Origin of the sequence: Acinetobacter sp. WU_MDCI_Abxc222, from assembly GCF_025514755.1 — a bacterium.
GTDB lineage: Bacteria > Pseudomonadota > Gammaproteobacteria > Pseudomonadales > Moraxellaceae > Acinetobacter > Acinetobacter geminorum.
On sequence record NZ_JAHPVG010000001.1, the window covers coordinates 247,833 to 271,488 of the forward strand.

Annotated in this window: 21 protein-coding genes and 2 pseudogenes; 8 read left to right on the forward strand and 15 right to left on the reverse strand. The window is 37.5% G+C overall.

Annotated features, from left to right (window positions below; all coding sequences use genetic code 11):
• Nucleotides 1–7: 7 nt before the first annotated feature.
• Nucleotides 8–1,798, reverse strand: coding sequence for an ABC transporter substrate-binding protein (locus KTJ10_RS01180; RefSeq protein ID WP_262441144.1), 1,791 nt, complete (start codon nucleotides 1,796–1,798; stop codon nucleotides 8–10).
• A 162-nt stretch (nucleotides 1,799–1,960) separates the two neighbouring features.
• Here KTJ10_RS01180 and KTJ10_RS17985 point away from each other — a divergent pair.
• The 6 genes and pseudogenes from KTJ10_RS17985 to KTJ10_RS01205 form a co-directional block, all read left to right on the forward strand.
• Nucleotides 1,961–2,053: pseudogene (locus KTJ10_RS17985) on the forward strand (hypothetical protein); the annotation flags it as partial.
• Between the two features lie 520 nt (nucleotides 2,054–2,573).
• Nucleotides 2,574–5,233, forward strand: a pseudogene (locus KTJ10_RS01185) (TonB-dependent receptor).
• A 109-nt stretch (nucleotides 5,234–5,342) separates the two neighbouring features.
• Nucleotides 5,343–6,053, forward strand: a complete 711-nt coding sequence (locus tag KTJ10_RS01190) for an energy transducer TonB (protein WP_262441145.1) — start codon at nucleotides 5,343–5,345, stop codon at nucleotides 6,051–6,053.
• 40 nt (nucleotides 6,054–6,093) lie between these two features.
• Nucleotides 6,094–6,972, forward strand: coding sequence for a MotA/TolQ/ExbB proton channel family protein (locus KTJ10_RS01195; RefSeq protein ID WP_081309901.1), 879 nt, complete (start codon nucleotides 6,094–6,096; stop codon nucleotides 6,970–6,972).
• Nucleotides 6,973–6,987: 15 nt separating this feature from the next.
• Nucleotides 6,988–7,410 carry an ExbD/TolR family protein gene (locus KTJ10_RS01200; protein ID WP_002118000.1) on the forward strand — a complete coding sequence of 141 codons (423 nt, stop codon included), beginning with the start codon at nucleotides 6,988–6,990 and terminating at the stop codon, nucleotides 7,408–7,410.
• 19 nt (nucleotides 7,411–7,429) lie between these two features.
• The gene (locus KTJ10_RS01205) at nucleotides 7,430–7,843 is read left to right on the forward strand and encodes an ExbD/TolR family protein (protein WP_262441147.1); all 414 of its coding nucleotides are present in this window, start codon (nucleotides 7,430–7,432) and stop codon (nucleotides 7,841–7,843) included.
• Nucleotides 7,844–7,910: 67 nt separating this feature from the next.
• Here the strand turns inward: KTJ10_RS01205 and KTJ10_RS01210 are convergent, their stop codons facing one another.
• The 4 genes from KTJ10_RS01210 to KTJ10_RS01225 all read right to left on the reverse strand — a co-directional run bounded on the left by KTJ10_RS01210 (nucleotide 7,911) and on the right by KTJ10_RS01225 (nucleotide 13,233).
• Nucleotides 7,911–8,360 (reverse strand): GNAT family N-acetyltransferase, encoded by a 450-nt coding sequence (locus KTJ10_RS01210; protein ID WP_262441148.1) that lies wholly within the window; start codon nucleotides 8,358–8,360, stop codon nucleotides 7,911–7,913.
• Nucleotides 8,361–8,457: 97 nt separating this feature from the next.
• Nucleotides 8,458–10,623 (reverse strand): malate synthase G, encoded by a 2,166-nt coding sequence (locus KTJ10_RS01215; RefSeq protein WP_262441149.1) that lies wholly within the window; start codon nucleotides 10,621–10,623, stop codon nucleotides 8,458–8,460.
• A 367-nt stretch (nucleotides 10,624–10,990) separates the two neighbouring features.
• Nucleotides 10,991–12,133 carry a cell division protein ZapE gene (gene zapE / locus KTJ10_RS01220; RefSeq protein WP_002117902.1) on the reverse strand — a complete coding sequence of 381 codons (1,143 nt, stop codon included), beginning with the start codon at nucleotides 12,131–12,133 and terminating at the stop codon, nucleotides 10,991–10,993.
• Nucleotides 12,134–12,210: 77 nt separating this feature from the next.
• A complete protein-coding gene (locus KTJ10_RS01225; RefSeq protein ID WP_262441150.1) occupies nucleotides 12,211–13,233 on the reverse strand; it encodes an AraC family transcriptional regulator in 1,023 nt (340 codons plus the stop codon).
• Nucleotides 13,234–13,354: 121 nt separating this feature from the next.
• Between KTJ10_RS01225 and KTJ10_RS01230 the strand changes: the two genes are divergently transcribed.
• Nucleotides 13,355–14,902 carry a flavin-containing monooxygenase gene (locus tag KTJ10_RS01230; RefSeq protein WP_262441151.1) on the forward strand — a complete coding sequence of 516 codons (1,548 nt, stop codon included), beginning with the start codon at nucleotides 13,355–13,357 and terminating at the stop codon, nucleotides 14,900–14,902.
• Between the two features lie 46 nt (nucleotides 14,903–14,948).
• Nucleotides 14,949–15,860: a lysine exporter LysO family protein gene (locus KTJ10_RS01235; protein ID WP_262441152.1), complete on the forward strand. Its 912-nt coding sequence runs from the start codon at nucleotides 14,949–14,951 to the stop codon at nucleotides 15,858–15,860.
• On the opposite strand, the gene pyrF is transcribed toward KTJ10_RS01235, so the two are convergent.
• The 10 genes from pyrF to KTJ10_RS01285 all read right to left on the reverse strand — a co-directional run bounded on the left by pyrF (nucleotide 15,857) and on the right by KTJ10_RS01285 (nucleotide 23,562).
• Nucleotides 15,857–16,555, reverse strand: coding sequence for an orotidine-5'-phosphate decarboxylase (gene pyrF, locus KTJ10_RS01240; protein WP_199992500.1), 699 nt, complete (start codon nucleotides 16,553–16,555; stop codon nucleotides 15,857–15,859). The two genes, KTJ10_RS01235 and pyrF, sit on opposite strands and share 4 nt — an antisense overlap.
• Before the next feature lie 176 nt (nucleotides 16,556–16,731).
• Nucleotides 16,732–17,097: a lipopolysaccharide assembly protein LapA domain-containing protein gene (locus tag KTJ10_RS01245; RefSeq protein ID WP_033849878.1), complete on the reverse strand. Its 366-nt coding sequence runs from the start codon at nucleotides 17,095–17,097 to the stop codon at nucleotides 16,732–16,734.
• Nucleotides 17,098–17,122: 25 nt separating this feature from the next.
• Nucleotides 17,123–17,425, reverse strand: coding sequence for an integration host factor subunit beta (locus tag KTJ10_RS01250; protein ID WP_002121337.1), 303 nt, complete (start codon nucleotides 17,423–17,425; stop codon nucleotides 17,123–17,125).
• Between the two features lie 156 nt (nucleotides 17,426–17,581).
• On the reverse strand, nucleotides 17,582–19,255 hold the full coding sequence (gene rpsA, locus KTJ10_RS01255; protein WP_002121348.1) for a 30S ribosomal protein S1: 1,674 nt from the start codon (nucleotides 19,253–19,255) through the stop codon (nucleotides 17,582–17,584).
• Between the two features lie 111 nt (nucleotides 19,256–19,366).
• On the reverse strand, nucleotides 19,367–20,047 hold the full coding sequence (gene cmk / locus KTJ10_RS01260) for a (d)CMP kinase (RefSeq protein ID WP_005069521.1): 681 nt from the start codon (nucleotides 20,045–20,047) through the stop codon (nucleotides 19,367–19,369).
• Nucleotides 20,048–20,057: 10 nt separating this feature from the next.
• Nucleotides 20,058–20,498 carry an SRPBCC family protein gene (locus tag KTJ10_RS01265; protein WP_032007239.1) on the reverse strand — a complete coding sequence of 147 codons (441 nt, stop codon included), beginning with the start codon at nucleotides 20,496–20,498 and terminating at the stop codon, nucleotides 20,058–20,060.
• Between the two features lie 70 nt (nucleotides 20,499–20,568).
• The gene (tadA, locus tag KTJ10_RS01270) at nucleotides 20,569–21,072 is read right to left on the reverse strand and encodes a tRNA adenosine(34) deaminase TadA (protein WP_262441153.1); all 504 of its coding nucleotides are present in this window, start codon (nucleotides 21,070–21,072) and stop codon (nucleotides 20,569–20,571) included.
• 5 nt (nucleotides 21,073–21,077) lie between these two features.
• Nucleotides 21,078–22,202: an enoyl-CoA hydratase/isomerase family protein gene (locus KTJ10_RS01275; protein WP_080973578.1), complete on the reverse strand. Its 1,125-nt coding sequence runs from the start codon at nucleotides 22,200–22,202 to the stop codon at nucleotides 21,078–21,080.
• Nucleotides 22,199–22,912 (reverse strand): uracil-DNA glycosylase, encoded by a 714-nt coding sequence (ung, locus tag KTJ10_RS01280; RefSeq protein ID WP_017399503.1) that lies wholly within the window; start codon nucleotides 22,910–22,912, stop codon nucleotides 22,199–22,201. Before ung ends, KTJ10_RS01275 begins: the two co-directional genes overlap by 4 nt.
• A 53-nt stretch (nucleotides 22,913–22,965) precedes the next feature.
• The gene (locus tag KTJ10_RS01285) at nucleotides 22,966–23,562 is read right to left on the reverse strand and encodes a 6-pyruvoyl trahydropterin synthase family protein (RefSeq protein ID WP_016145101.1); all 597 of its coding nucleotides are present in this window, start codon (nucleotides 23,560–23,562) and stop codon (nucleotides 22,966–22,968) included.
• Nucleotides 23,563–23,656 lie beyond the last annotated feature (94 nt).

Genomic DNA, 23,656 nt, shown 5'->3' on the forward strand with positions numbered 1-23,656 from the left:
TCTAAAATTATTTTTTAGTAGGAGTAATATCAAGATATTGCCAGTTTGTATTCATCATAGGATGGGGTTTAAAACCCTGAACTTGTGGTCGTACTAACCAGTTACGAATACGGGTTAGATGAACGATCCATGGATTATCAGCTTCAATCTGGCGATTAAGTTTTTCATAATATGGCAGGCGTTGTTGCGGTGGTAAATGAATGGCCTGAGTATAAAGGGCATCATACGTTTTGGACTGATAACAAGCATGGTTCCCCTGCCCAGCATTTGGTCCATAAAGCAACTGTGCAAAATTATCTCCTTCAGGATAGTCAGCAATCCATGCCCCACTCCAAATCATATATTTACATTGAGTTACGGCTTTTAAGTTATCTGCAAAATTACTTACCTTAAAGTCAGCTCGAATGCCAATCGCATCCAGATTCTTTTTCCAGAGTTCGGAGTGAATAACTGAAGCCGAGCTATTTTCTGTATTGATTTTTAAAATCAAAGGTTTCCCGTTTGGCTGGGTTCTATAACCATCAGCACCTTTTTTATAACCATAATAATCAAGTAATTTATTTGCTAGCAGCGGGTTATATCCTACGCTACTTTTATATTTCGGATTATAGCCATTCACACCTTCAGGTATAAACATTTCAGCCCGAACAGCTTGCCCTTTATAAGCCTGTTTTATACTTTCTTTTTGATTATACGACAAAGTAATTGCTCTACGAAGAGCGATCTTTTCTGGGCTAAAACCACCAATTACCGGATCACGCATGTTCATCATCGTATAGGTAATTTCAGGTTCCTTATATGGGAAGTGTTTAATTCCTCTCTTCTTAAAAGAAGCTTTAAGCTGATTTCCATCTAAAGCTTGAGGAACAGCATCTGCGGTAAGTTTGTCAAAGTCTAGTTGACCCGACTGAAAAGCTAACCATCTTGACTGTTGTTCTTCAATAATACTGACCACCACCTTTCCAATTTGTGGCATTTTCTTTCCAGACATTTCCTTAACAAGCTGGTTATCCCAAGGTGTTCCTGTCGACTTAAAGTTCCAGACGAAACCACGATAATCAGGATTAGCAACCAACTCGACCTTACTTCTTGGTACATACTTACTTAACATATAAGGGCCAGTACCTACAGGATGCATACCAATACGGTCACCGTAATAATCGACAACCTCTTTAGCAACTCCGCCAAAAGTAATATAGGCAAGAATGTAAGGAAAATTATAGTCTTGGCGAGTTAAAGTAAATTGTAGCGTATATCGATCAAGCGCTTTAATTCCTGCGATTGGAGCAGCATAATCAAATTTTCCAGTTTTCTTTGCTTGGGCTACAACCGCATCAGCACCTAGTAACTTACCATCAATAAATGAAACAGACGGTGCTCTATTTTTAGGATCTAGAATACGTTTAATTGTATAAACATAGTCTTCAGCCACTAACTCACGGCGTTTACCTTTAAAAGCGGGATCATTGGTAAAATAGATACCTGACTTAATTCTAAAAGTATAAACTTTACCGTCTTGTTCCACTTTAGGCAGGCTCTCTACTGTATAGGGAGCTAACTGTAATGGACGTGCCAGATAGTCATATTTGAGTAAAGGCTCAAAAATTGCTTCAGCAATATTAGCACTATAGAAATTGGTGGTTTTAACCATATCAAAGCCATCATCTGGGGCTTCATAGGCAACATGCAAAATTTTGTTTGGTTGCGCTGGCGTAATTGCGTAAGCACAAGGAACTGATGTAATAGCCAGACTTAAAATGGCGAGCTTAAAAAATTTTAATTTCAAGTTCATACCCACGTAATTAGTTTTTTAAAAGATATTATCCTTTTGAGTAACATCTAAATCTGCATAAGAAAAGTTCTTTTTCAACAGATAGGCCTATTTAGGATTTAAAATTCACTTTCCTTTATCATCTTTTTATTTGATCAAATGGAAAAAATAAACTTAAACACCTAGTGTTTTGTAACTATTGAATATAAAGCGAATTTCATGCCACTTATTAATATCCATATTAAAATATTTAAAAATATTAAAAATTCATATTTTTATTAGATACTTAAAAACGGTTGAACTATATAAATAAAAGTAACTTTTTGCCAAATATTATATTTGCATATGTTAATCATCTAATACCTTAAATGCACAAATAAAATACATTAAAAATTAATTATGTTCCACATTAGATCAAGCTCCCCCCACACATAACCAACATTCAATATATTGATTTATAATAAAAAAATAACTCAAAGACATAGAAATAAATATTATAACATTACATATAAAAAGGTTCTAAAACGATACATTTTTATTTATTAAGCATGTGAAGAGTCCAGCAATGTGTATTTTTTATACAAAAAAATTTGAAACTTTTGGCCATCGATCAAAAATTTTCCAAACGGAAAATTTATTTTTGTTTAATAAAAGATGAACATTCGTGCTGAATCATAATAAAATCAATATATATCAATATTTTGCATAAACTAAAAAAAGAAAAATATATAGTTGGCACTTGCTTTGCTTAAAAACTTTCCAGCAATATCGCTAACGACAACAAAAAGGGATCAAATCCACGATGAAAAAAAAATACAATGTTCGATCTCAGGCAACCCCCAAGATCAGCAAAACAATTCTTAAATTAAGCACCCTTAGTTTAAGTATGATGTGTCTTACCCTGGCACAGGCAGCAGAAACTGAACAATCAAGTACTGATGAAAAACCAACAAAAGTCATAAAAGTTGCCGTTACAGGTTCTTCAATCAAAGGAGTTGCGGCACAAAGTGCTTCGCCAATCACCGTGGTGAAAGTTGATGAAATCTTAAAACAAGGGGTAACAACAACTGAAGAGGCTTTGGCAAAGATCAGCGCAAACCAGTCAAATTTTGTGACTGCAAGTAACGTAGGCGCAAGTAGGACTGTGGGTTCAGCAGCGAACCTTAGAGCTTTAGGGGCAAATAAAACACTTGTTTTACTTAATGGTCGTCGATTAGCTGCAAATGCTTATGATAGCGGTGTCACAAACTTAAATATTATTCCACTCGCAATGTTAGACCGTATTGAGGTTTTACGAGATGGTGCTTCTTCCATTTATGGAACTGATGCAATTGGTGGGGTAATTAACTTCATTACTAAAAAACAATTCACTGGTTTAAACATCAGTGGTGGTTTGACCCAACCAGAGCAAAATGGAGGTGAGACACAAGATCTAAGCGTATTTGGTGGTTACGGTGATCTTGATGAAAATGGATTTAATATTTTTGGTGTCATCGATTACCGACATGGTAACGACGTTATGGCCAAAGATCGTAAAGTTAGTCGACGTGGAGGGATATTACCTGAATTAGGTATAGATAAAACCAGTAGTGGTTCATTCCCAGCCAATGTTCCAGGCTTGAGTAACCCATATGCATCTACAGGTTGCGGTGACAATCCACTTGTTAAGCCGAGTAAAGAGGGAACAACTTGTCTATATAACAGCCAAGCTGTGATTGGAATTGTTCCAAAGACAGAAGACATCTCAGCTATGGGCCGAGCTACGTTTAAACTGAACGATAACTTTAATGCGATTGCAGAATACTTATATGCAAGAAATGAGGTTACAACTTCAGTTGCACCAGATGTATTTTTTGATCTGACGCTTGATCCTAGTAGTAAATATTATCCAGGAAATGGCATAACTCCTGCTCTAGCTGGTGCTACGGGGCCTATCCCATTATATCTACGTTCACAATCAGGTAATCGTGTAAGTAATAGTATTAACCAATCACATAGAATATTTGCCGGTATTGAGGGTGAAACTCATGGTTGGGACATTAACTCCGGCGTTACTTATGCGCATAGTAGTGCATCAGATGCTGTCCTAAGCGGATATTTAAATTTTGATAAAACACAAGAAGCTTTAAACAATGGTATTTTAAATCCATTCGGACCGCAAAACCCTGAAGATGCGAATGTATGGAATGAGTTAGGAGTTGAAGGTAAATACTTAAAAGCTAACCTAGATACAACTACTGTCGATTTCACTGCAAGTAGACCTATATTTAAATTACCAGCAGGAGAAGTGGCTTTTGCAGTTGGAGCAAGCTATCGTTATGAAGATTGGACCTCAAAAGTCGTTACCGATGTTGCCCGAGTTGCACCTAGTACAGGCGTAGATCCTGATGAACCAGTAAATACTGGCGATCGTAATATTAAATCGGTATTTACCGAATTTCATATCCCCCTTCATAAAACTTTAGAAGCTCAAATCGCTGCTCGTTATGATGACTACAACGATTTTGGCGATACGTTTAATCCAAAATTTGCACTTCGTTGGGAACCTATTAAACAGTTAATGTTCCGTACGACTTATAGTACGGGCTTCAGAGCTCCAACACTTTGGGAAGTGAATGGACCAAACTCAGTAACCAATACAGGTGGATACTATTATGATCCCGTACTGTGCCCAGGGAATGTCTTAAAACCAGGTGGTGTAAGAGAACGTGATTGTAATATGCAATTTGATAGACAAAATGGGGGAAATAAAAGTCTTGATCCGGAAGAGTCAAAGTCTTTTACTGCTGGCTTAGTATTTGAACCAATTAAAAATTAGACAAGCAAATTGCTACGCTTTCAGAAACTGCTATTTTTGATGACCCTGTGAAATATGCAGACAAATTTGTACGTAATCCAGATGGCTCATTAGATTATATTATTACAACACAACAAAATTTAGGTGGAATTAAAACATCTGGTTTCGATGTGGGCTTAAATTGGGTTTCTCCAATGACTGCTACAGGTCGTTTTGGTTTCAATATCGATGGAACATATATTACGGATTACAAATATCAAGCCGAGCAAAATGGTGAATGGAAAAGTGTTGCAGGCACTTATAGCGGTCTAGACTACCAAGCTATTATTCTTCGCTGGAAACATACTGCAAACCTAAATTGGAATTATGAGAATTGGGCTTTAAACCTACAACAAAATTTTTCACGCGGTTATGAGGATCAAAATTCAAGTTCTTCAGTTAAGGCAGGCTATCGAAATCACAAAGTGAGCGACTATACAACCTATAATATTTCAGGCACCTACAAAGGCTTTAAAAATCTAGAAGTTACAGCGGGCATTAAGAATATCTTTGATGAAGACCCTCCTGCGTCAAATGTTGGTGACAACTTCCAAATGGGATATGACCCACGTTATGCCGATCCTTTAGGACGTACTTACTTTGTACGAGGTACATATAAGTTCTAAATGGTTGTTCTGCAAATATAACTCTCACCGGTTAGTTTGCAGAACAAATACTCACTCTTAGCCAAACAGTCATTTTAAAAATTGTTTGTCTACAGTTTCAGGAGTAACTATGGGCATGACTTTTACAGACATAGAAAATAAATCTGCCAAACGCTTAATTGGTATTGCTGCAGTCATTTTTCTGCATCTTCTTGTTGCCTATATTCTGATGTCAGGTTTAGCAAACAATATTCAAAAACCAGCAGAAAAACCTGTGGAATTACAAATTATTCAGGATATTAGGCCACCTCCTCCACCAAAGCCGGAGGAGCCAAAACCTAAGGAAAAACCACCTGAGCCACCAAAAATGGTAGAAAAAGTTGCCAAGGTTCCTGAGCCAGTGAAACAGGTCGAAAAAGTGATACCTGTACAAAAAACAACTCCGGTAACTCAACCAACTAAAGTGGCTACCCCAGCTCCTGCGGCACCTAGTACCCCATCTCCAAGCCCTGTTGCAGCACCTGCTCCAGTAGTTGCTGCACCGGCACCAAAACCAGCTGGTGTGAGTCGTGGTGTTTCAGAGGGTTCAGCTGGCTGTGAAAAACCAGAATATCCACGCGAAGCACTTATGAATGAAGAACAAGGGACAGTGCGAATACGTGTTCTGGTTGATACATCCGGCAAAGTTATTGATGCCAAAGTAAAAAAATCGAGTGGTAGCAAAATTTTAGATAAAGCGGCCACTAAAGCTTACAGCTTATGTACGTTTAAACCAGCAATGAAAGATGGCGTACCTCAGCAAGACTGGTATGAAATTGAATATCCATTTGTAATTGAATAAACAATTGAATTAGCAAGAAATTAAAAAATATTGGAGATATATGATGAAAAAATCAACTCAACCCTTAGTTCGTTTCGCTTCTGCAAGTTTAATCGCAGCATGCTCGTTACTTCCATTAAGCTCGGTTTTTGCAGAAGAAACTAATACTCCAGTTGCAACAGCAACCGCTGAGACAACTTCAAATGCTGCAACTCCTACTCCACCACCAAAGCCAGCAACGAGTGAAACTGTTAAAAACCCATATGGCCTAGAAGCCCTTTGGCGTGAAGGTGATTTAGTTGCTAAGTCTACCTTATTTATATTAGTACTCATGTCGATTGGAACTTGGTACATCATCATCTCTAAACTATTGCAGCAAGGTAAAGTTAAACGCCAAGGCAAAGAAGCTGAAAAACATTTCTGGGAAGCGACTTCCCTTGATAATGCTGCAGAAGGTTTAGAACAAAGTAGCGCTTATCGCTTTATTGCAGAAAAAGGCATTAATTCAACTAAATCACATGGCGGTTCTTTACTTGAACGAATCGATTTTAATACATGGGTGAGCATTTCAATTCAACGCGCAATTGAGAAAATACAAAATCATTTAGGTGGTGGTTTAGCCTTTTTAGCAACAGTAGGTTCTACCGCACCATTTGTTGGTCTTTTTGGTACCGTCTGGGGAATTTATCATGCATTAACAGCCATCGGTATCTCAGGTCAAGCATCTATCGATAAAGTTGCAGGGCCCGTTGGTGAAGCTCTCATTATGACAGCGATTGGTCTTGCAGTCGCAGTACCTGCTGTACTTGGTTACAACTGGCTTACTCGCCGAAATAAAGCAGTTATGGAAAATGTCCGTTCATTTGGTTCAGATTTACATGCGGTTTTATTAAGTGGAGAAATTAATACCAATAATTCAGTTAATCGCAGTATTAAATAATCAGGAGCAAACATTATGGGTATGAGTGTTGGTTCTGAAGATGATGACGAAATGATTGGCACAATTAACACGACACCTCTGGTTGATGTCATGTTGGTTTTACTTATTATTTTTCTTATTACTATTCCGGTAGTCACACATACGGTTCCAGTGAAACTACCAGAAGAAAAAAATACTCCATATGCAACCACGCCTGAAAATATTCAACTGTCAGTAAATAAGAAAGGCGATATTTTCTGGAACGAAAGTTATGTGCCTAGTAAAGAAATATTGCTGGCAAAACTTCAAGCAGTTGCACAAAAACGACCTCAGCCAGAAGTTCATATCCGGGGTGATCAGCTTACCCATTTTGAAGCGATAGATCAGGTCATTAGTACGACCAAAGAAGCTGGTATTGGCAAAATTGCTTTTGTTACTACCCCTCCAGCCTCCCCGTAATTAACTTAAGGAGAATTTTATGGGTATGAATGTTGGTTCAAATAATGATGATGATGTGATGTTAGAAGTCAACATGACACCGCTTATTGATGTCATGTTGGTACTCATTATTATGTTTATTATTACCATACCTGCACCAAACAACGCGATTAATATTAATTTGCCAAATGGCACACCGCCACCAACAAATGAAAAACCACCTGAAGTGATTGATGTAAGAATTGATGCAGTAGGCAAAGTATTTTGGAATAACCAAGAGGTTTCTGACCGAAAGGCACTAGAGACTTTATTTCAAGATGTTGTTGCTAAGAAAGATCAAGACCAAATCAAACTCAAACCAGACCAGATGGCTGAATATAAGAATGTAGCGATGGTCATGGCTACAGCACAACGTTTAGGTGTCACTAAAATTGGAATTGTGAGCAGTAACTAATATTGCTTTTCAATATATTTAATTCTATTAACTCCTGCGCTAACATGAATCTTCAGTTAGCGTTTTTTTAATTAGAAATATTCAACTCTAGAATAATATCTCCACATTCATCATATTCTCCAGTTTCTTCAAAACCCTTTCTTTTATAAAGTTTTCCAGCCACATAGTTGGATGATTTATACATTGTTCGAATACGCTTAGCTCCTTTTGCAGCCATTTCATCAATCGCTATTTGCAATGCCGTGGTACCACAACCTTTAGCCTGATTATTTGCATCAATCATAAAACGAAACAACCAAAATAATGTCTCATCAGGTGGATCAACTTCGATACAATACATTAAGAATCCAATGACTTTATCATCCGAAAAAATCACTCTTGGACAGTAATGTTCCTCGACTTTAGACTCAGCAATAGAATATACATTTGGTGCAACATAATCTTTTTGAGATTCATCTAATGATAATCTTGCACATCGAATCCAATTCTCACGATCGAGATCTTTTAGACTAATCAAATTCAAAACCTTTTAGCTATATATTCCCTTTCTATAAGCACAAAATATACCGAAAATAAAAAAGCCTCCGAAGAGGCTTTTTCAAAACAGGATGAAATTAATCACCTGTATAACCTTTTAACTTCAAACGAGCAGCATGAAGTAACGGCTCAGTGTAACCAGAAGGCTGTTCACAACCTTTGAAGATAAGATCAGAAGCTGCTTGGAAAGCAATATTTGTTTCAAAGTTAGCTGCCATTGGTTTATACAATGGGTCATTCGCGTTTTGCTCATCAACAATTTTTGCCATGCGTTTAAGCACTTCTTCAACTTGTTCACGAGTCACAATACCGTGACGTAACCAGTTAGCAACGTGTTGAGAAGAAATACGTAATGTTGCACGGTCTTCCATTAAGCCCACGTTGTTAATATCAGGAACTTTCGAACAACCCACACCTAAGTCAACCCAACGAACAACATAACCTAAAATACCTTGGCAGTTATTTTCAAGTTCATTGTTGATCTCTTCTGCTGACCAGTTTGTTTCTGGTGCAAACGGCGGGGTTAACAAGTCATCTAATGACAACATTTCTTCAGCTTTTAACTGATCTTGACGTGCTTTTACATTCACTTGATGGTAATGCATGGCGTGAAGTACCGCACCAGTTGGAGATGGAACCCAAGCACATGAAGCACCAGCATTTGGATGAGCAGCTTTAGTTGCTAACATATCTTTCATGCTATCTGGTTTTGGCCACATACCTTTACCAATCTGTGCTTTACCTTGTAAACCACATTTCAAACCAATTGCAACGTTACGGTTTTCGTAAGCAGCAATCCATTTTTGTGTTTTAACCGCTTCTTTACGAACAACTGGTGCAGCTTCCATAGAAGTATGGATTTCGTCACCCGTACGGTCCATAAAGCCAGTATTAATAAAGATCGTACGGTCTTTTGCAGCAGCAATACAGTTCTTCAAGTTTACAGACGTACGGCGCTCTTCATCCATAATACCGATTTTTAACGATTTAGGAGGTAATCCAATCGCCTGTTCAGCACGCTCAAATAACTCTACAGCAAATGCAACTTCTTCAGGACCATGCATTTTTGGCTTAACAATATACATAGAACCTTTACGAGAGTTTTTATTTTCGTTTGTACTACGAATATCAGCAATTGATAACAATGGAGTTACCAATGCATCCATAATACCTTCAAAAATTTCTTCGCCGTCTACCAAAATAGCTGGATTCGTCATTAAGTGACCTACGTTACGAAGTAACATAAGTGAACGACCATGAAGTTTTGTTGTACCACCAATTAAGTTTTTAATTTCGCGATCTTTATTTAGATCTCGAACAATCGTTTTACCGTTCTTTTCAATAGATTCTTGAAGTGTACCCTTCATTAAACCCAACCAGTTACGGTAACCTTCAACTTTTTCTTCTGCATCGACAGCCGCAACAGAGTCTTCCAAATCTTGAATTGTGGTTACTGCCGCTTCAAATGTTAAATCTTTAACACCCGCTGAATCAGTTTGTCCAATTGGGCTATTTGGATCAATTTCGATAATGACATGAAGACCATTACTTAAAAGTACAACTTCTGAAGGATTTGCTTCTTCACCATTGAAACCAACAAACTGAGCTTCATGAGCTAAACCTGTTTTTGAACCATCTTTCAAAGTTACAACGAGTTTATTTTGCTCAATTGCATATTTTGTTACATCTGCATGTGAACCTTGAGCAAGCGGGAAAACTTCATTTAAGAAATTCTTAGCGAACTCAATAACTTTTGCACCACGAACAGGATTATATCCTTTACCCTTTTCAGCTCCACCTTCTTCAGAAATTACATCGAAGCCGTAAAGTGCATCATATAAAGAACCCCAACGGGCATTTGCTGCATTTAAGCAATAACGTGCATTACGTACAGGTACAACTAACTGTGGTCCTGCCAACAAAGCAATTTCTTCGTCTACGTTTTCAGTAGTAATTTGAAAATCTTCAACTTCTGGCAATAAATAACCAATTTCAGTTAAGAACGCTTTATAAGCACCTAATTCAAATTTGTTGTTACGGTGCCATTCATCAATTTTTGCTTGTAATTCATCACGCTTAGCCAATAATGCTTTATTTTTTGGGCTAAGATCGACAACAACTTGCTCAAAGTTCTTCCAGTAAGTTTCACTATCTAAACCAGAACCTGGTAAAGCTTCATTTTCGATAAAATCGTAAAGTTCTTTAGCAATCGCTAACTTGCCTTTTTGAATACGTGCAGTCATTGTCTTTCCTGAAGTTGCTACTTTTTATACCAAGAGAATCCTAGTATACCGATTTAAATTAAGCTGGATACTAATATCACATTCCTAAATAGTAAGCATTTTCCCTTGCAAAACTATTGACAAAGATAAAGTTTTCTATATAGGAAATATTAAAATTCTAACTAGGATTCCCAACAATTTATTCAATATTTAAAGATACCGAAACTAGACTTTTTGTTAACAGACAAAAAATTTCACTATCTTGTTTTTCTAAAGCGTATTTAGTTATATCAAACTTTACAGCGTGAAAAAGCACTATTTAACTAAATTTATCAATTTTTGTTGTAAAAAAAGCGCCCAATTTAGAGCGCTTTTCATATCTACTTTCTTAAGAAGTTTTAGTAGCATCAATATGACGATGTTCAGAATGTAAATATTCATCAGATTGCATTTCTAGCAAACGTGAGCGCGTACGTTCAATTTCAAATGCTAATTTTTCACCTTGATAGATATCAATAATACTATCTTGGGACGTTAAAAGTAATTTCACTCCACGATCATAGAATTCATCGACTAGATAAATAAAGCGACGAGTGCCTTCTGACAAGAAATCTGTCAAATGAGGAACATTACTGACTAGAACCGTATTATAAATATTTGCAATTTCAATGAAATCTGCTGGGCTACGTGGTTTAAAGCAGAGTTCAGAAAACTCACACCACAACACATCTTCTGTATGCCCCAGAGTCTCGACAACACGATTATTAATCACAATCGGCTCTTGAGAATGAGCTTGTGTATGAGTTAATGCACTAAAACGTTCAGCCATCCAGCTTTGTGCTTCATTCGTTAATGGCGATTTGAATAATTGAGCTTGTTTTAGTACGCGTAAACGATAGTCCACACCTGCATCTACGTTTAAAACAGCACAGTTCTTTTTAACCATTTCGATGGTTGGCAAGAAACGATCACGGTGAATACCGTTTTTATATAAGCCATCTGGTGCAATGTTTGATGTTGCAATTAATGTTACACCACGTACAAACAATTTTTGGAATAAATCGCTCAAAATCATTGCATCTGTTACGTTTGATACAAAGAACTCATCGAAACAGATAACGACAGCATCTTTATAGATTTGGTCAGCTACGATTTCAAGTGGATTACGCTGGCCTGAAAGCTTATTTAGTTCTTTATGAACATGTTGCATGAAATGATGAAAATGCATACGCGTTTTACGACGAAATGGCACAGACTCGTAAAATTGATCCATAAGCCAAGTTTTACCACGGCCTACTCCGCCCCACATATATACACCTTTAGGTGAAGTTTGGCGACGAAAACGACGGAAAGCTTTTTTTGAGGCTTTATAACGGTTTAAAAGTTCTTTCCATACGCGATCTAATTCTTGCACTGCCTGTGCTTGCGCTTCATCTGCCATAAATTGACCTGAAGCTAAAGCCTCAGCATAGCGTTCTGCTGGGGAAGAAGGTGTGAATGCAGTACTATGAGAAGATTTTAAATTTAACATATCGTTTTATTTCAATTTTAACTGATGAGAGTATAGCGAACATTTTGTTCAACCACATTAGCTTTTAGCATCAAGAGTTACGACGATGACTCTTTTGCATATTGTCGAGGACTCTGTCCAAACCATCGTTTAAATGCATGATTAAATGCCGCTGGTTCAGAATAGCCGAGTAATTCGGCAACAACTTCTATTGAGTATTCCCTATATTCCATAAGCTTCAATGCCTTATTCTTGATAATTTGTTCACGAATTTGCTTATAACTCGTATTTAGCTGTTGCAGTTGATGCCTTAATGTCCTTTCAGGCATTTTCAATGCAAAAGCCGTTTCCGCCATGCTCGGGATAATTCCTTGTTGCAGTTCAAGATAATCTTGCACACATTGTATGATATGTGGAGTTTGATGATCTTGTTGATTTAATCTTGTTATTTCTGCAATACATTTTGATTCATAAATACGATGTGTAATGATATCTGCAGAAGGAATCTTGATTTCAAGTACATCCTTACTTAGGCTAAATGCCGCATATTTACCATTAAAATGCACATCTTCGCCATAATATGCAAAATAGCATGACAAAGTATCTATATCATTAGGCTTTTCAAATGGAAGTTCTATACGCATCGCAGGCATTTGCAATCCCATCATCGTATAAATATCTTGAATAAACTTATAAGTTCCTGAGACTTCACATTGTGCCCGTAACTGCCCAATTTCCGTTTTTAAATCAACAGGCAAATAATTTAAAATGGTCCGCTCATCAGTTTCGTATAAAGCTAAACTACCAAATAAATGCGTAAGCTTTTGATATTTTATACCCTTATTTAAAGCAGTTTGAATATCATTACTTGTGACAAGTAGCATAAGCAATGGGCCGTAACCGGCTAAAGCATAATGCTGTCCAATAAATAAACCCTTTTCAGGCTCTACATTTTTACTAATTATTTGTTGAATGTCCCATTCAAGGCGATCATGAATTGTAGAACTCGGGTCTAAAGCATCAACTTTAATACCTATATCAGCCAAACGTGAGTCGACATCAATGCCAGCATTGCGCATTCCTTGAATTAAATAGATTAAACCAAGTATCGACCGTTTCATTCTTCTATCAATTTCCCTAGACTGAAATGTTTTACTATAAAGAAGCAAGAAAATTAATTGCCGAATCTATCAATTTTCACGTCGTTACAATCATGTTTAAACTGATTAAAAAACGCTAGTCTTGCGAGCAATCCTCTTTTCAGCTTATGCAGGGTTTCCAATGCTAAACACAAAGCAAGATGCTATTCAAAAAACTAAAATCGCTATTATTGGTGCTGGCTTTGGTGGCCTAGCAATGGCAATCCGTTTACTACAAAATCAACAGCAAGATTTTGTTATTTTAGAAAAATCAAACGATGTCGGCGGAACTTGGCGAGAAAATCGTTATCCAGGTGCAGCATGTGATGTTCAATCTCATATGTATTCATTATCTTTTGCACCAAAAACAGATTGGACAAAACGCTATGCTGAGGGGCCAGAGATCTTTAATTATATTCAAGACATTACACAGAAATATAAAATTAAAGATTACTGCAAGTTTAACCATGACGTAACTCATGTCGAATATGATGAAACACGTCATGTGTGGATTCTAGATTTTAAGAACCAACCTACTATAGAAGCGCAATTTGTAGTTTTTGCATCTGGCCCCCTACACATCCCACAAATTCCTCCTATCAAGGGGATAGAGAAATTCAAAGGAAAAGTATTTCATTCCTCAAAATGGGAACATGACTATGACTTAAACGGAAAGTCAGTTGCATCTATTGGTACAGGTGGTAGCGCAATTCAATATATTCCTGAAATAGCCAAAGATGTTAAACAGCTCTATGTATTTCAAAGAACAGCTGCATGGGTAATACCACGAGATGAGCGTAAATATTCAAGCTTAAGTAAAGCATTATTCAAATCTTCTAATATTTATCGCCAGCTTCATCGTAGTCGACTTTACTGGAGTAATGAATCTCGCGTTGTACCCATTGTTCAACCTCAAATCATGAAGTATGGCCAAAAATTGGCAGAAGCATTCATACGTTTTCAAGTTAAAGATAAAGAGTTAGCAAAAAAACTTACACCTGATTTCGTTATGGGATGTAAACGTATTCTTATCTCAAATAAATACTTTCCTACTTTTAACCGAAAAAATGTTGAGCTAGTAACTGATAGTATTCAAGAGATTAAAGAAAACAGTATTGTTACCAAAGATGGACAAGAACGACCTATTGATTGTTTAATTTACGGTACAGGTTTTATTACTGACCCACGTATTTATTTAAAACATTTCACATGTATCGGACGTAATCAAATCGAGTTAAAACAAGCATGGAAAGATGGTGCTGAAAGCTATTACGGAATTATGACCAAAAATTTTCCTAACCTATTTCAATTGGTAGGTCCTAATACAGTTCTAGGTCATAATTCGATTATTTTTATGATTGAATCTCAAGTAAATTACATTTTACAGCTTATTCAGTTAGTAGAAGAGTCTGGTCAAAAAGCAATTGAGATCAAACCAGATGCTCAAGATGCTTTTAACGAACGTGTTCAAAAGCAGCTTCAAGGAACTGTATGGCAAGCTGGTGGGTGTAGTAGCTGGTATCAATCTGCCGATGGTAGAAACTTTTCACTATGGCCAACTTACACATGGAAGTATTGGTTAGAAACTCGTAAAGTTAAGCCCAATGACTACTTACTTTTAAATAAAAGCTCACAGGGCTATGCAGCTTAAAATGTTCAAGACATAATAGGTAGGTTAATAACAATCTACCTATTATATGCAATCTTTTTATCTCATTATTCAAATCTTTTTAGCACTTGCTTCCGGTTATTTCTTAGCACCCAAACTATCTCTAAATATCCGACACTTTATATTTAAAATACTGCCCTATTTTTCTTATATTCTCTTAGCGAGTGTCGCTTTGGAATTAACCTTGGCACTTGATCAAATCGAGAATCCTTCTGCCATACTTCCACCCGCTATTCTCATTGCTCTTACAACATCTTTTGGTTCGTTCTTTACGTGTTTATTGGCTTATACAATTTTTGATAAACAAAGCGTCAAAGGAAAAATCTCCCTACAACTTTTTGTAAATGCTTTAAAGAATATTGCGAAGGCTTTTTTTGCATTAGGTATCGGTGTTTTATTCGGCGCTATCATTACTCAATTCACCTCACATATCGCATTTAATAGCTGGTATTTATTATTACTTTTTATTTTCTTAATTGGTATTGAACTTGCCTTTACCCACTTTAACCGCACTTGGTTAAGCTGGAAGATTTTAATTGTACCGTTAGCTGCTTTTATAGGGTCATGTATAGCGGGCTTTTTGAATTACTATTTACTTCACAAACATTTTACACTTAATGAAACTTTAGCTTTAGCACAAGGTTATGGCTGGTATTCAATGTCAGGGATTTTATTTACACAATTACACTCGGCAGAACTAGGTGGAATTGCCTTATTAACTGACTTATTTAGGGAAATCGTTGCTATTTTTCTAATGTATACGATGGGATGGCGTTTTCCACGCCCTGCTATCTCAAGCGCTGGAGCAACCTCAATGGACGTTACCTTAGCCATGGTAAAACAGTCATGCGGTACACATTATGTACCACATGCCATGATGAGTGGCTTATTATTAAGCCTACTCGCGCCGTTATTAATTAGCTTATTTCTAAATTTTTAGGCAATTGAAGCCAGAATAGATTTCAACATTTCTGTTGGGTTTTCTGCTTTAGTAATCGGTCGACCAATAACCAGATGTGTGGAACCATCAAGCATAGCTTGCTTCGGAGTTACAATACGTTTTTGGTCGTCTGCATTAGAACCCTCTGGACGAATACCAGGTGTTACTAAAGAGAAGTCTTGCCCAATTAATTCACGAAGAATCTTAGCTTCCTGAGCTGAACAAACTACACCATCCAAGCCACTTTCCTGAGTTAATTTAGCTAAGCGCTTTACATGTTCAACAGGTTCAACATCTAGACCAATATCTCTTAGATCTTCACGGCCCATTGATGTGAGTACTGTCACAGCAATAAGTTGGGTTTGATAGTTACCTACTTTTAAACGCTCCACACAGGTTTCCATCATTTTACGTCCACCTGAAGCATGAACATTTACCATCCATACTCCTAAATCAGCTGCTGCACATACTGCTTGGGCTGTAGTATTAGGAATATCATGAAATTTAAGATCAAGAAAAACTTCAAAATTTTGTTCTTGCAGTTTTTTTACAACAGATGGGCCTTCATGAGTAAAAAGCTCTTTACCCACTTTTACACGACATAAAGCAGGATCAAGCTGTTCAACAATTTTTAAAGCGTCATATTGGCTTTTTGCATCTAACGCAACAATGATACTCAAGAGACTTTCTTCCATCATATAAAATCAGCATTATTATAATAGACAACTCATGAAGGAATAAAGGAATGTAGAGAACTGCTTTCTAAAATTAAAGCGATAAGAACAAAAGCGTTTATGTTTAGAAGAATAAAAGAAGAGATAAAACTAGAGAGATACTACTCTTTACTCATTAATAAAGAGTAGTATGGGGATTATAGCGGAGTAGAGTTTTTATCTTGCGGATAAATATCTACAACGGTTTTTTCATGTCTTACATTCGCAGCTGCTTCAGCTGCCGCTAATTGAGCACTTTGGATTTGTTCTTTTCTCAAATGGTCAATATCTTTACGCAGGCGTTTAATTTCCCAACTTTTTTGGAATACTCTGAAAACTTGCACACCTAATAAAAGACCAACCACAGTTCCTAGTACTAATGTGAGTAGCAATAATAAGCCTAAACGCATAGCTGGAACTTGGGTAAATAACAAATCAACAGAAAGTTCTGTTGGATTCTGCAAAACAAGTGCTAAAGAATAGCCAAATACAACAATAAGCAATGCAATTAAAATATAACGCATACGCACCCCGACTTATAAATTTTATTTATTTCCCAGATTCGTTTACTGCATCACGAAGGGCTTTTCCGGGTTTAAAATGTGGAACAGCTTTAGCTGCAACTTCAACTGATTTTCCTGTTTTAGGATTACGACCAACTCTTGGATCACGGTGGTGTAAAGCAAAGCTACCAAAACCACGGATTTCAATTCGATTATCAGTTGATAGTGCTTCTATCATCTGATCAATCATAATTTTAACCGCCTCTTCCACCAAGGGTTCAGCTAAGTGTGGGTTTTTTAGCGCAATGCGTTCAATCAAATCAGACTTATTAAGAGCTTCAGTAGTCATCTACGACCTCGTTATTTATTGCTACTCTATGTCGTTCGATAATAACCTGTTTAAATACAAAACGGTAGCGCAGTATGTTGAATACTAGGCTACCGTTTACAGTAATTTGTATAAAAAGTACAATTCCGTTACATGAAACTGTACTTTGTTAACTTATTACTTCATTTGTGCTTTGATCAAGTCACCAATAGTCTTAGGACCATTGTCTTGACTTGTAGTTGCTGTACGCAAGCTAGCAACTGCTTCTTTCTCTTCAGCTTCATCTTTCGCTTTGATAGACAAGTTGATAGAGCGAGATTTACGATCAACGTTGATGATCTTCGCTTCAACTTCTTGACCAACTTCTAAGAATTTAGTCGCATCTTCTACGCGGTCACGGTTGATTTCAGAAGCTTTAAGAGTTGCTTCAACTTCGTCAGCTAACTTAACAGTTGCGCCACGAGCATCAACCGCAGTTACAGTACCTTTAACTAAAGCACCACGTTCGTTAGCAGCTAAGAAGTCATTGAACGGATCGCTGTTCAATTGCTTGATACCAAGGCTGATACGGTTACCTTCAGCGTCTACAGACAAGATAACAGCTTCAACAGTGTCACCTTTCTTGTAACGACGAATAGCTTCTTCACCTTGCTCGTTCCAAGAAATATCAGACAAGTGTACTAAACCGTCGATACCACCGTTCAAGCCAATGAAGATACCAAAGTCAGTGATAGACTTGATAGTACCAGATACTTTTTCACCTTTCTCATGAGCTTTAGCAAACTCTTCCCATGGGTTAGCACGAGTTTGTTTGATACCAAGGCTAATACGACGACGTTCTTCATCAACTTCAAGAACCATAACATCAACTTCATCACCAATCTGAACAACTTTAGATGGGTGGATGTTTTTGTTAGTGTGGTCCATTTCAGAAACGTGAACTAAACCTTCAACGCCTTCAGCGATTTCAGCGAAACAACCGTAGTCAGTTAAGTTAGTTACGCGAGCTTTAACGATAGAACCTTTAGGGTAACGGCTCATGATCGCTAACCATGGATCTTCGCCTAATTGTTTAAGGCCTAAAGATACGCGGTTACGTTCACGGTCAAATTTAAGTACTTTAACAGTAACTTCTTGACCAACTTCAACAACTTCTGAAGGGTGCTTGATACGCTTCCAAGCCATATCTGTGATATGTAGAAGACCATCAATACCGCCAAGATCAACGAATGCACCGTAATCAGTAAGGTTTTTGATTGTACCTGTAACTGTTTGACCTTCTTCAAGTTGAGCAAGTAATGCTTCACGGTCAGCAGAAGATTCAGCTTCCATAACAGCACGACGAGATACAACAACGTTATTACGTTTAGCATCAAGTTTGATTACTTTGAACTCTAACTCTTTACCTTCAAGGTGAGTAGTGTCACGGATAGGACGAGTGTCAACTAATGAACCTGGCAAGAATGCACGAACAGGACCGATGTCAACAGTGAAACCGCCTTTAACTTTACCAGAGATAACACCAGTAACGATTTCGCCATCTTCAAAGATTTTTTCAAGTTTAGTCCAAGTTTCAGCACGCTTAGCTTTTTCACGTGATAAAACTGTTTGACCCATACCGTTGTCAAGAGCTTCAACAACTACGTCAACAGTATCACCAACCTGAACTTCAAGTTCACGTTGTTCATTTAAAAATTCAGCACGATCAACAATGCCTTCAGACTTTAGGCCAGTGTCAACAGTTACCCAGTCGCTATCGATGTTTACAACAACACCTTGGATGACTGCACCCTTTTCAACGTTGAGGTTTAATTCACTTTCTTCAAAGAGGGCTGCAAAAGATTCGGTCATGATATACCTGATAAATTCAGCGGTCTTGGATCAGACAAGGCCGGTTTAGTTAAGTATCAACATAGTCTTTATAGACTGATCAAGCTATGCGTCAACTGATAATTCTATTTACTAAATAGTACGGCTATCGACATAATCAACCATTAACTTAAATACCTGATCGATCGTTAATTCCGAACTATCAATGATATAAGCATCTTTGGCTGGCTTGAGTGGAGCAACTTCTCGCTCCATATCTCTTTTGTCTCGTGCCTGTATATTAGCTAAAATGTCGTTTATTTTAGCATCTAGCCCCATACCCTGCAACTGTTTTACTCTTCGCTCAGCGCGTGACTCAGCTGAAGCTGTCAGATAAATTTTGGCATTAGCTTCCGGAAAAATAGATGTTGCCATATCACGGCCATCTGCAACTAAACCAGGACTTTGCGCAAAAGCTCTTTGTCTTTCAAATAGTGCCTGTCTAAGCTCTGGAACCACTGCAACTTTTGATGCGTACTCACCAACTCGTTCTGTACGGATTGTTTGAGATACATCTTCGCCATCCAAGAAGACCAAAATCCCTGAGGTAGACGTTTCGAATTTAATGTCCAGTTGACGTGCATATTGGATGCATTCATCAAGCTGACTGTCTAATTTCTCTAATAAATCGTGTTTATGTAATGACAACCCTAATAACCGATATAAGGCACCCGAATCGAGTAAATGATATTGATAATGTGCTGCAAGTTTTGCAGCCAATGTTCCTTTACCCGAACCACTCGGACCATCAATAGTAATAATTTGAACTGTCATTGAACTCTCACTAAGAAGCAAATGCTTTAGCTAATCTCGAAAAGCCTAGTGTAATGGCTAGTTTTAGCTGTGCAAGGATTAATTTACTGACCACTGGCGCTTTTGCCGTTAACTCAATGCGGTATGTAACTAATGTAATGTATGGGGTAATCTCAGAAAACTCGATTCTGCCTAAATGGTGTTTAATCAAAGGATTGTCTATTAATTTATACTCAATACTTTTATTTTCTTCCAACAATGTAATTTCTTCTTTAAGCGGCTTAATTGGACCAAATCCCATACGTCGAATTGAGCCTAAACCATCAGGTCTTTTAGAATCTGCGGAGTCTTTAACACGTACAACTTGTAAAGGGGCAAAAGCAGTATTGTAAGTTGAATGCTTAGAGAGCAAGTTAAATACATCAGTAAGAGGAGCATTAAATTCTTTTTTTACGGTAATTACATTACGCATTGGATCGTCCTTATTACATGGAATCATGGTATTAAAACCGCGTTAGTTTGCCATAAGAGTAAGTTGATTTTTAATCATTTAAGGACGTTTTTTGTTGTTTCTCTTGTTTCTTCTGCTCACGTCTTTGTTTAAAAAAATGGCTAAGTTGTTGAGCACATTTTTCTTGTAGACAGCCATTCTGAAATGTAAACCTATGATTATAATAGCCTTGCTGTAATAACTGACGTGCACTCACCAAAGAACCTGCTTTAGGTTCTGGTGTACCAAAAACCACATGTTTAATTCTTGCATGTACGAGTGCACCTACACACATAGTACATGGCTCAAGAGTGACATATAAAGTCGTGTCTTCAGGTAATCGATAGTTTTCTAGAGAGGAACTCGCTGCACGGATAGCTTGAATTTCTGCATGTGCAGTTGGATCTAATAAAGTAATTGGAGCATTATAACCAGATCCAATTACTCGATTTTGGCTCACCAGAACCGCTCCAACAGGTATCTCACCCTGCTGAGCAGCTAATTCAGCTTGCTCGTAAGCAAGCTGCATCCAGTATTCATCACTATATTCAGTCATTTATTTTAGGTGATCACACCGTGTTGTCTAAGTAAGGCATTCCAGCTATCAATTGAGGTTACTGGTGGACAATCAGCCAATATACCTCTCAAGCTTAGATCGTCACATTGTTTCCATTCAGGTGATAAATCCTTATCAACCAAGCGTGCGCGAACACCTTCCACAAAGTCAGGATGACGTATTTTCCACTCAGAAATCTGAGCCTCTAGATCAAAGACTTCATCCCATGAGTGGATTTGTTTACCCCATTGCCACAGTAACCAAGTAATTGCCGCGGTACTAGGAGATCCTTTTTGCAAGTTTTCACTCGCTTGGCGTAACCAATCACTGCTCGCATCACGTAAACTAACAATAGCTTGATAGTCTTGCTCAAAATTAAAACCACGGCAAACACTATGAATTACATCAAGTGAGTTCTGCAATGGGCCTGCCGCAACAGGACGGTGCAAGCTATTTAAAGTATCATCAATTGCTCGGAAATCCCCTGCAGGATAATGAGCCCAATTAATATTTAAGACTTTTTGCAGAACATTATCACGCTGTGCTTCACAAATATGTGTTGCCCAACCGATGCTATATGCTCCAGCAGCAGTCATGATTGAACCAGTTAAACCCGTAAACAAACCAATTGGACCACGATCTGCCAAGAAACGGCTCGCACCAACGTCAGGATATAAACCAATATTAATTTCAGGCATTGCTAAACGTGAATACGGCGTCACTAGACGGAATGGCGCAGCCATAAACAAGCCTAAACCACCGCCCATCACATAACCTTCTCCCCAAACCACAACCGGTTTAGCATAGTTATGTAAAAGTAGATCTAAAGCATATTCCTGCTGAAAGAACTTATTTGCAGAATCTACTTCTTGATTTATAACAAGTTGGCGTAATTTTCTAACATCACCACCTGCACAAAAAGCTTTTGGTGTAGTTGAGTCTAACCAAATTGCTTTAACCTGTTCATCGTCACGGAAATCTTCAAATACACGCAATAATGCCGTTACGATTGATTCGTCTAAAGCATGTAACGATTTAGGACGATTCAAACGTACTATACGCCAGCCGTTTTTTGCTTCTTCAACCACCAAGTCCGGGTGATAGTTATTTACATTGGGAGAGTTCATCATGCGTCCAATTGCCAGTCTATGGGCTCAATGCCATGTTGTTTCAAATATTGATTTGTTTTTGAAAACACTTTGCATCCAAAAAAACCCCCTCTATTTGCAGCAAGAGGTGATGGATGTGCGGCTGTTAAAACCAAGTGTTTATCTCTATTTATACGTTGTCCTTTGCGCTGTGCATAAGCACCCCACAAAATAAATACTATATGTTGTCTCTGTTCATTTAGAACATCAATAACTTCATCAGTAAAGGCTTCCCAACCCTGCTTTTGATGTGAAGTCGGCTGTCCAGCCTCAACCGTAAGCACACTATTGAGTAAAAGCACGCCTTGTTTAGCCCATTTTGTTAAGTCACCATGGCGAGGAGCCGGAATACCCAAATCTGTATGTAATTCATGAAAAATATTGCGCAAAGATGGTGGTAATGCAATACCTTTTTGAACAGAGAAACTTAATCCATTCGCTTGGTTTGGCCCGTGATATGGATCTTGCCCTAAAATCACAACTTTCACATCAGCCAATGGTGTGGTATTTAAAGCATTAAAGATCTGTTTACTAGGCGGATATATTATTTTCTGAGCTTGTTTCTGTTGAAATAAGAAATCGCGCAAACTATCCATCTGAGGACTTAATAGAAAAGGTGCTAAAGATCTTTTCCAACTTTCTTCTAATTGAACTTTACTGAGTTTATCTTGCTGTTGCTCAGTTAATTGCATTAATGTCATCCTAGATCAATTTTCAATTCTACAAATAAAATAAGTAATTCGATTTATACTTCGACTTGCAAATCAACTTGAGGATTATTAAATTTAACCCCTTTTTTCAAGTCTTCATACATTTGCGGATTTGCCCACTCTATCTGAATTTGTTCTGAAAAAACAATTCCATCAAGACTTAAAATACCCATTTGTTCGTTTTGAATATCTTCAATAAAGCTCTGAGCATATCCAGTATCAGTCTCATGAACAATAACAGAATATACTTCAACATCACCTTCCCCATTTTGAGTGACTGTTGATTGTAAAACTTGCTGAGCTAGATAAAAGAAAATACGTGAAAACTGTTCGGCCGACGGTGAAACAGGTAAAGAAATCCAACGAGCACTAAAAGTCTGACATGCATCAATATATTGAGAATCATCTTTTTCCCAAAAACAGATTGCGTGATCAAAGCTGTCGAACAGGTCTTTTATTACTCCCTTTAGGAGTCCAAAATCATAAACCATTTGCCCATGATCTAATTTCGAAGCTTTAAGCAATAACTCAACTTTATAGCTATGTCCATGAATTGATCGCTTACAACGATCCGATGTACAGTTACGTACAACATGTGCATTTTCAAACTTAAATAACTTACGAATTAACATGTGCCAAATCGATCATTCCTTCTAAGAACATTATTATAAAGCAAAAGACGAAAATTTCGCACCACTTTTCAATTAGAAACAATTAGCAAAAAGT

Excerpts from the sequence above, each read along its gene's own strand:
- KTJ10_RS01190 (WP_262441145.1), top strand. The coding sequence starts at position 5,343 with ATGGGCATGACTTTTACAGACATAGAAAATAAATCTGCCAAACGCTTA.
- KTJ10_RS01285 (WP_016145101.1), bottom strand. The coding sequence starts at position 23,562 with ATGTTAATTCGTAAGTTATTTAAGTTTGAAAATGCACATGTTGTACGT.
- tadA (WP_262441153.1), bottom strand. The coding sequence starts at position 21,072 with ATGACTGAATATAGTGATGAATACTGGATGCAGCTTGCTTACGAGCAA.
- KTJ10_RS01275 (WP_080973578.1), bottom strand. The coding sequence starts at position 22,202 with ATGATGAACTCTCCCAATGTAAATAACTATCACCCGGACTTGGTGGTT.
- ung (WP_017399503.1), bottom strand. The coding sequence starts at position 22,912 with ATGCAATTAACTGAGCAACAGCAAGATAAACTCAGTAAAGTTCAATTA.
- pyrF (WP_199992500.1), bottom strand. The coding sequence starts at position 16,555 with ATGGAAGAAAGTCTCTTGAGTATCATTGTTGCGTTAGATGCAAAAAGC.
- KTJ10_RS01265 (WP_032007239.1), bottom strand. The coding sequence starts at position 20,498 with ATGCGTAATGTAATTACCGTAAAAAAAGAATTTAATGCTCCTCTTACT.
- KTJ10_RS01245 (WP_033849878.1), bottom strand. The coding sequence starts at position 17,097 with ATGCGTTATATTTTAATTGCATTGCTTATTGTTGTATTTGGCTATTCT.
- KTJ10_RS01225 (WP_262441150.1), bottom strand. The coding sequence starts at position 13,233 with ATGAAACGGTCGATACTTGGTTTAATCTATTTAATTCAAGGAATGCGC.
- rpsA (WP_002121348.1), bottom strand. The coding sequence starts at position 19,255 with ATGACCGAATCTTTTGCAGCCCTCTTTGAAGAAAGTGAATTAAACCTC.
- KTJ10_RS01195 (WP_081309901.1), top strand. The coding sequence starts at position 6,094 with ATGATGAAAAAATCAACTCAACCCTTAGTTCGTTTCGCTTCTGCAAGT.
- KTJ10_RS01250 (WP_002121337.1), bottom strand. The coding sequence starts at position 17,425 with ATGACTACTGAAGCTCTTAATAAGTCTGATTTGATTGAACGCATTGCG.
- zapE (WP_002117902.1), bottom strand. The coding sequence starts at position 12,133 with ATGTTAAATTTAAAATCTTCTCATAGTACTGCATTCACACCTTCTTCC.
- KTJ10_RS01215 (WP_262441149.1), bottom strand. The coding sequence starts at position 10,623 with ATGACTGCACGTATTCAAAAAGGCAAGTTAGCGATTGCTAAAGAACTT.
- KTJ10_RS01205 (WP_262441147.1), top strand. The coding sequence starts at position 7,430 with ATGGGTATGAATGTTGGTTCAAATAATGATGATGATGTGATGTTAGAA.
- KTJ10_RS01235 (WP_262441152.1), top strand. The coding sequence starts at position 14,949 with ATGCAATCTTTTTATCTCATTATTCAAATCTTTTTAGCACTTGCTTCC.
- cmk (WP_005069521.1), bottom strand. The coding sequence starts at position 20,047 with ATGACAGTTCAAATTATTACTATTGATGGTCCGAGTGGTTCGGGTAAA.
- KTJ10_RS01200 (WP_002118000.1), top strand. The coding sequence starts at position 6,988 with ATGGGTATGAGTGTTGGTTCTGAAGATGATGACGAAATGATTGGCACA.